The organism is Caulobacter sp. 17J65-9, from assembly GCF_010975005.1.
Lineage (GTDB): Bacteria > Pseudomonadota > Alphaproteobacteria > Caulobacterales > Caulobacteraceae > 17J80-11.
Genome location: NZ_JAAIVC010000190.1, coordinates 1 through 6415 on the forward strand (window position 1 = coordinate 1; position 6415 = coordinate 6415).

7 protein-coding genes and 1 pseudogene are annotated in these 6415 nt (G+C 72.1%); 5 read left to right on the forward strand and 3 right to left on the reverse strand.

Annotated elements, in window-relative coordinates; genetic code table 11:
* Nucleotides 1-386, reverse strand: a pseudogene (locus tag G3573_RS19035) (hypothetical protein); the annotation flags it as partial.
* Between G3573_RS19035 and G3573_RS19040 the strand changes: the two are divergent.
* The 4 genes from G3573_RS19040 to G3573_RS19055 all read left to right on the forward strand — a co-directional run bounded on the left by G3573_RS19040 (nt 385) and on the right by G3573_RS19055 (nt 4020).
* Nucleotides 385-984, forward strand: a complete 600-nt coding sequence (locus G3573_RS19040) for a shikimate kinase (protein ID WP_163263263.1) — start codon at nt 385-387, stop codon at nt 982-984. The pseudogene G3573_RS19035 and the gene G3573_RS19040 sit on opposite strands and share 2 nt — an antisense overlap.
* 44 nt (nt 985-1028) lie before the next feature.
* Nucleotides 1029-2075, forward strand: coding sequence for a 3-dehydroquinate synthase (aroB, locus tag G3573_RS19045; protein WP_163263269.1), 1047 nt, complete (start codon nt 1029-1031; stop codon nt 2073-2075).
* Entirely contained in the window at nt 2072-3361 is a 1290-nt protein-coding gene (locus G3573_RS19050) for an HlyC/CorC family transporter (protein ID WP_163263264.1), read from the forward strand. Before aroB ends, G3573_RS19050 begins: the two co-directional genes overlap by 4 nt.
* An 80-nt stretch (nt 3362-3441) precedes the next feature.
* Nucleotides 3442-4020, forward strand: a complete 579-nt coding sequence (locus G3573_RS19055) for a GNAT family protein (protein ID WP_163263265.1) — start codon at nt 3442-3444, stop codon at nt 4018-4020.
* Here the strand turns inward: G3573_RS19055 and G3573_RS19060 are convergent.
* Both G3573_RS19060 and tadA read right to left on the reverse strand, forming a co-directional pair.
* A complete protein-coding gene (locus tag G3573_RS19060) occupies nt 4017-4952 on the reverse strand; it encodes an NAD(P)/FAD-dependent oxidoreductase (protein ID WP_163263266.1) in 936 nt (311 codons plus the stop codon). The two genes, G3573_RS19055 and G3573_RS19060, sit on opposite strands and share 4 nt — an antisense overlap.
* A 36-nt stretch (nt 4953-4988) precedes the next feature.
* Entirely contained in the window at nt 4989-5450 is a 462-nt protein-coding gene (tadA, locus tag G3573_RS19065; protein WP_163263267.1) for a tRNA adenosine(34) deaminase TadA, read from the reverse strand.
* A 12-nt stretch (nt 5451-5462) separates the two neighbouring features.
* On the opposite strand from tadA, the gene G3573_RS19070 reads away from it, so the two are divergent.
* A partial coding sequence (locus G3573_RS19070) for a pseudouridine synthase (RefSeq protein WP_163263268.1) occupies nt 5463-6415 on the forward strand: 953 nt, incomplete at its 3' end.

The window sequence follows — 6415 nt, forward strand, 5'->3', positions numbered from 1 at the left end:
GTGCGGTCCAGGATGCGGGTGGCCGCCACCGGGTCGCCCAGCGCGATCAGGGCGCGCACCCGCAGCGCAGCCAGGCTGGTGTCGGCGCCGGCGCCTTCCGGCGCGCCCGCGCCGGTGGCCAGCACCCGCCGGCCGAGTTCGGCCAGGGCGGGGTTGAGCGGCTTCTGACCGAGGTCGGTCAGCACGTTGCGGGCGAGGTCGGCGGAGGCGCCGCGCCAGATGTCCGTGCCCAGGCCCGTGTCGGCCCCTGGCGGCGACCACAGGTCCAGGGCGGCCAGGCTCTGGCTCTGCACCTGAGCGGCGGCGGGCAGGGCGAACGTCAGCAGAGCGGCAGCCGAAACGCTGGATAGAATCTGTCGCGTTCGTGTAAAGGCGAACAGGTTCATGAACGATCCTCTCGACGCGCCGCGTGCCACTTCCCAGCCCGGATCACCGCCCCCGGCGGTCGATCCCGAGCTTTGCCGCCGCACCATAGCGCTGGTCGGGCTGATGGGCGTGGGAAAAACAACCGTAGGGCGTCGCCTGGCCAAGGTTTTGAGCCTGCCCTTCCGCGACGCCGACGTCGAGATCGAGAAGGCGGCCGGCCGCAGCGTCTCCGACATCTTCGCCGACCTGGGCGAGCCGGAGTTCCGGGCCGGCGAGCACCGGGTGATCGCCCGCCTGCTGAACGGCCCGCCGCAGGTGCTGGCGACCGGCGGCGGCGCCTTCATGCACGCGAAGACCCGCGCCGTTCTGCACGAGAAGGCGATCACCGTCTGGCTGAAGACGGACCTGGAGATCCTGGCTCGGCGCGTGACGCGCAAGGACACGCGCCCGCTGCTGCGCGGCAAGGACCCGCTGGCGGTGCTCAAGGCCCAGGCCGAGGCGCGCTATCCGCTCTACGCCGAGGCCGACCTGATCGTGGACACCGGCGACGGCTCGCACGCCCGCGCGGTCGAGGCGGTGATGTCGGCCCTGAAGCTGCATATCCGGGGGGCGGCGTGAGAACGATCGCGGTGTCGGGCGAGGGCTTCCGGCCCTACGAGGTCATGGCGGGGCCCGGCCTGATCGCCCGCGCCGGCCAGCTGATCCGCCCGTTCGTCCGCGGCGGGCGCGTGGCGGTGGTGGCCGACGAGACGGTGGCCGGCCTCTATGGCGCCGCCGTCGTGCAGGCCCTGACCGACGCCGGCCTGCAGGCCAGCCTGGTGACCGTGCCGCCGGGCGAGGGCTCCAAGTCCTTCGCCGAGCTGGAGCGCCTGTGCGACCGGCTGCTGGCGCTGGGCCTGGACCGCAAGGACCTGGTCGTGGCCTTGGGCGGCGGGGTGATCGGCGACCTGGCCGGCTTCGCGGCGGCGATCTACATGCGCGGCGTCGACGTCGTGCAGATCCCGACCTCGCTTTTGGCCCAGGTCGACTCCTCGGTCGGCGGCAAGACCGCCATCGACACCCCGCGTGGCAAGAACCTGATCGGCGCCTTCTGGCAGCCGCGCCTGGTGCTGGCCGACCTCGACGTGCTGTCGACCCTTCCGGAACGCGAACTGAAGGCCGGCTGGGCCGAGGTGGTGAAGTACGGCCTGTTGGGCGACGCGGCGTTCTTTGATCGGCTGGAGGCCGGGGGGCTCGGTGGCGACCTGGCCCACGCCGTGGCCCGCTCGGTCGAGATGAAGGCCGAGATCGTGGCCGAGGATCCGCGCGAGACCGGCCGCAGGGCCCTGCTGAACCTCGGGCACACCTTCGCCCACGCGCTTGAGGCGGAGGCCGGCTTCGACGGCTCGCTGCTGCACGGCGAGGCAGTGGCGATCGGCATGGCCCAGGCCTTCCGGCTGTCGGCGCGGCTGGGCCTCTGCCCTGAGGCGGACGCCCGCCGGGCCGAGGCGGCGCTGGCCGCCGCCGGCCTGCCGACCACGATGGCTCAGGTCGGCGGCGCGCCGTTCGCGGCCGAGCGCCTGCTCGACCACATGGCCCGCGACAAGAAGGCGGAGGGCGGCGAGCTGGTCCTGGTGCTGGCGCGGCGGATCGGCGAGGCCTTCGTGGCCCGCGGCGTCGAGCGCGCGGCCGTGCGCGACTTCCTGATCGCCGAGGGCGCGCGGCCGTGATCGCCGGGGCCCTGGTCGTCCTGGCGGTGACCCTGGTGGTCCTGCTCGCCGTCTCCGCCCTGATCTCGGCGGCGGAGACCTCCATGATCGCGTCGAGCCGCGGGCGCATGCATCAGCTGGAGCGCGAGGGCGACCGGGCCGCCCGTCGGGTCAACCGGCTGAACGACGACCGGGAGACCATGATCGGGGCGATCCTGCTCTCCAACAACGCGGTCATCATCCTGTCGTCGGCCCTGACCACGGCGGTGCTGTCGCGCGCCTTCCCGGGCGCGTGGGGCGTGGTGCTGTCCACCGCGGTGGTGACCGTGCTGATCGTGGTGTTCTCGGAGATCCTGCCGAAGACCATCGCGCTGACCCGCGCCGACGACGTGGCGCGCACCCTGTCGTGGCCGACCGTGTGGATCGTGCGCGTGTTCGGGCCGCTGGCCTGGGGCGCCCAGTGGGTGGTGCGCCATACCCTGCGGCCCTTCGGCGTGCGCCTGTCGATGGAGACCGACGTGCTGGCCGCCCACGAGGAGATCCGCGGCGCGGTCGAATACCACCACTCCGAAGGCACGGTGGAGGCCAGCGACCGGGACATGTTCCGCGGCGTGCTCGACCTTGGCGAACGGACCGTCGAGCAGATCATGGTCCACCGCAAGAACATCGCCACCCTGTGCGCGGACCTGCCCGCCGCCGAGCTGGTCGAGGAGGCGCTGGAGATCGGCCACACCCGCATCCCGCTGTGGCGCGACAACCCGGAGAACATCGTGGGCGTGCTGCACGCCCGCGACCTGATGGCGGCGGTGACCCGCGCCGGCGGCGACCTGTCGGGCCTGGACGTGCCGGCCATCGCGCGCGAGCCCTGGTTCGTGCCCGAGACCACCAACCTGAAGGACCAGCTGAACCTGTTCCTGAAGAAGCGCAGCCACTTCGCCCTGGTGGTCGACGAGTACGGCGGCCTGCAGGGCCTGGTGACCCTGGAGGACATCCTCGAGGAGATCGTCGGCGAGATCGAGGACGAGCACGACTTCGCCGTCCAGGGCGTGCGCAAGCAGGCCGACGGCTCGGTGCACGTGGACGGCGTCGTGCCGATCCGCGACCTGAACCGCGCCATGGACTGGGACCTGCCCGACGAGGACGCGGTGACCATCGCCGGCCTGGTCATCCACGAGGCCCAGACCATTCCGGAGCCCGGCCAGACCTTCATCTTCCACGGCCACCGGTTCCAGGTCCTGCGCCGCCAGCGCAACCAGATCACCGCTCTGCGCGTGTCCGCGCCGCTGGAAGGCGACGAGCAGGCCTGAGGCGCAACAATCCGGCGCCGAAGTTCATTCGCGCCGACCGTCTTCAGACGGCAAAGGTGGCGCCCTCTCCGGGGGTGACCATGCATCTGACCGCCCGGCCGTTGTCCGGCCGTTTCGTCCGTCTCGAACCCTATTCCGAAGACCTGAAGGCCGAGGTGCGCTCAGCCCTCGACCAGGACGCCGAGGCCTGGTCGATCATGTCGGTCACCGCCTATGGCGAAGGCTTCGAGACCTGGTGGTCCGACGCCATGGCCGGCCTGGCGTCCGGCAAGCGCATCCCCTTCGCCGTGCGCCGGCTGTCGGACGGCAAGATCGTAGGCACCACCAGCTTCCACGACCCGCGCGCGGGTCACCGCGGGGTGGAGATCGGCTACACCTTCTACGCGCCGGAGGCGCGCTCCGGTCCGGTCAATCCGGAGGCCAAGCTCCTGCTGCTGCAGGAAGCCTTCGGCGAGGGCGCGCTTCGGGTCGAGTTCTTCGTCGACAGCCGCAACGCCCGCAGCCAGGCGGCGGTGACCAAGCTGGGGGCGGTGCGCGAGGGCGTGCTGCGCGCCCACAAGGTCACCTACACCGGCCATATCCGCGACACGGTGGTGTTCTCGATCACCGCGCCGGAGTGGCCCGCCGTGCGCGAACGGCTGGAAGCGCGGCTCGCCTAGGCCCAGGGCGCGACCAGGCCCTCGGCCTCGCGCAGGCGGTTGTGGATGGCGGTCGAGGCGATGACCGCGTCGGCCATGGCCACGACGATCTGGTTCAGCCCCTTCACCAGGTCGCCGGCGGCGTAGAGCCCCGGCACGGAGGTCTGCTGGTGGGCGTCGACCTCCAGGCAGCCCTCGAGGTTGGTGCGGGCGCCGATCTTCTCGGCCAGCAGGCTCTGGGGCGTGGCGCCGAGCGCCGAATAGACCGTGTCGAACACGTGCCTGTGGCCGGCCGAGCTGAACGCGACGATGCGGTCGCCCTCCAGTTCGACCGCGTCGATCGGGGTGTCGATCACGGCGATGCCGTGCCTGGCCAGGCAGGCGCGGTGCTCGGGCTTCAGGTTGGCCGGCGCGCCGACGTGCAGCAGGGTCAGCCGGTCGGTGTAGGTCTTCAGGAACAGGGCCTCGCGCGCGCCCTTCTCGCCGGCCCCGAACACGCCCACGCGGCTGTCGATGGTCTCGTAGGCGTCGCAGATCGGGCAGATGCGGATCAGACCGCGCTGCACCGCGCCGAACACTCCGGGCAGGTCCGGCTCGTTGTCCTTCACCCCTGTGGCCAGCAGCACGGTGCGCGCGTGCAGCGTCTCCGCGTCGAGCGCAACGGCGAAACCGCCGTCCTCGATCGCCAGCGCCTCGACCCGCGCCTCGCGCAGCTCCGCCCCATGTCGGCGCGCCTGGGCGGCGATGCCGGCCAAGAGGTCCGGGCCTTCGATACCGTCGGGATAGCCCGGCAGGTTGCGGGTGCGCGGGATCCAGGCGGCGCGAGGCGAGCCGTCGTGGACCAGCACGAAGCGCCGGCGAAAGCGGGCCAGATACACCGCCGCGCTCAGGCCCGCCGGCCCGGCGCCGATCACCACGCAGTCCAGCGGATTGGCAGTGTCAGCCGCGTCCATCCGGCTTGAACGAGCCGCGCGGTCGCCGGTTCGCTTCTAGGACGCGGCCTCCGCCTTGGCGGGCTTGCGTCGGGCGCGGAAGAAGTCGCGCAACAGGGTCGCGCTCTCGGCGCCCAGCACGCCGGCCTCGATCTCGGGGCGCCAGTGGCAGGTCTTCTGCTCGAAGAAGCGCGGGCCGTGCGCCACGGCGCCGCCCTTCGGGTCCTCGGCCCCGTAGACCACGCGGCCGATGCGCGCATGGCTGATGGCGCCGGCGCACATGGCGCAGGGCTCCAGGGTGACGACCAGGGTCAGGCCCGTCAGCCGGTAGTTTCCAAGCCTTTGCGCGGCCTCGCGCATGACCAGGATCTCGGCGTGGGCGGTCGGGTCGGAGCGTGAAATGGGGGCGTTGCCGGCCCGGGCCAGCACCTCGCCGGTGGCCGGATCGACCAGCACGGCGCCGATCGGCGCCTCGCCTTTGTCGGCGGCGGCTTGCGCTTCTTCCAGCGCTATGCGCATCAGAGCCCGATCATGGTCCGTCATACCCGCGAAAGCGGCGCGAAGTCCCGCGCCGGTCAAGAAAAATCCGCCACGCCGGCCGCGCCGAGGCCCGAGCGCGTCGCCAAGGCCCTCGCTCGCGCCGGCATCGCCTCGCGCCGCGAGGTCGAGCGCCTCATCAGCCTGGGCAAGGTGGCCGTGAACGGCCGCATCCTGGAAAGCCCCGCGGTGCTGGTCACCCGCGACGACGTGCTGACCGTCGAAGGCAAGGTGGTCAACGAGCCCGAGCCGACCCGCCTGTGGCGCTACCACAAGCCCGTCGGCCTGGTGACCACGCACAAGGACCCCGAAGGCCGCCCGACCGTGTTCGAGCACCTGCCCGAGGGCCTGCCGCGCGTGCTGTCCGTCGGCCGCCTCGACCTGAATTCCGAAGGCCTGCTGCTGCTGACCAACGACGGCGAGCTGGCCCGCGCGCTGGAGATGCCGGCGACCGGCTGGCCGCGCCGCTACCGCGTGCGCGCCCTGGGCAGCATCACCCAGCAGAAGCTGGACCGCCTGCAGGAAGGCATCAGCGTCGACGGCGTCCACTACGGCTCGATCGACGCCAAGCTGGACAAGGTCAAGGAAGGCGAGCGCGGGGCCAACGTCTGGATCACCGTGACCCTGACCGAGGGCAAGAACCGCGAAATCCGTAAGGTGTTCGAGGCGCTGGGCCTGAAGGTCAACCGCCTGATGCGCCTGGCCTACGGCCCGTTCCAGCTGGGCACGCTGGAGGACGGCGCGGCCGAGGAAGTCGGCCCGCGCGTGATCCGCGAGCTGCTGGCCGACTTCATCGCCCCGGAAAACCTGCCGACCGGCGACCGCACCACCGGCCCGTTGGCCGCGCCCGGCCGTCGTCCGGCCGGCGGCAAGGCCGCCGCGCGCCTGGCCACCGGCAACGCCCTGGCCGACCCGACCCGCAAGCCCTCGCGCGTGCGCGCCCAGGC

Excerpts from the sequence above, each read along its gene's own strand:
- G3573_RS19060 (WP_163263266.1), bottom strand. The coding sequence starts at position 4,952 with ATGGACGCGGCTGACACTGCCAATCCGCTGGACTGCGTGGTGATCGGC.
- tadA (WP_163263267.1), bottom strand. The coding sequence starts at position 5,450 with ATGCGCATAGCGCTGGAAGAAGCGCAAGCCGCCGCCGACAAAGGCGAG.
- G3573_RS19040 (WP_163263263.1), top strand. The coding sequence starts at position 385 with ATGAACGATCCTCTCGACGCGCCGCGTGCCACTTCCCAGCCCGGATCA.
- aroB (WP_163263269.1), top strand. The coding sequence starts at position 1,029 with ATGGCGGGGCCCGGCCTGATCGCCCGCGCCGGCCAGCTGATCCGCCCG.
- G3573_RS19055 (WP_163263265.1), top strand. The coding sequence starts at position 3,442 with ATGCATCTGACCGCCCGGCCGTTGTCCGGCCGTTTCGTCCGTCTCGAA.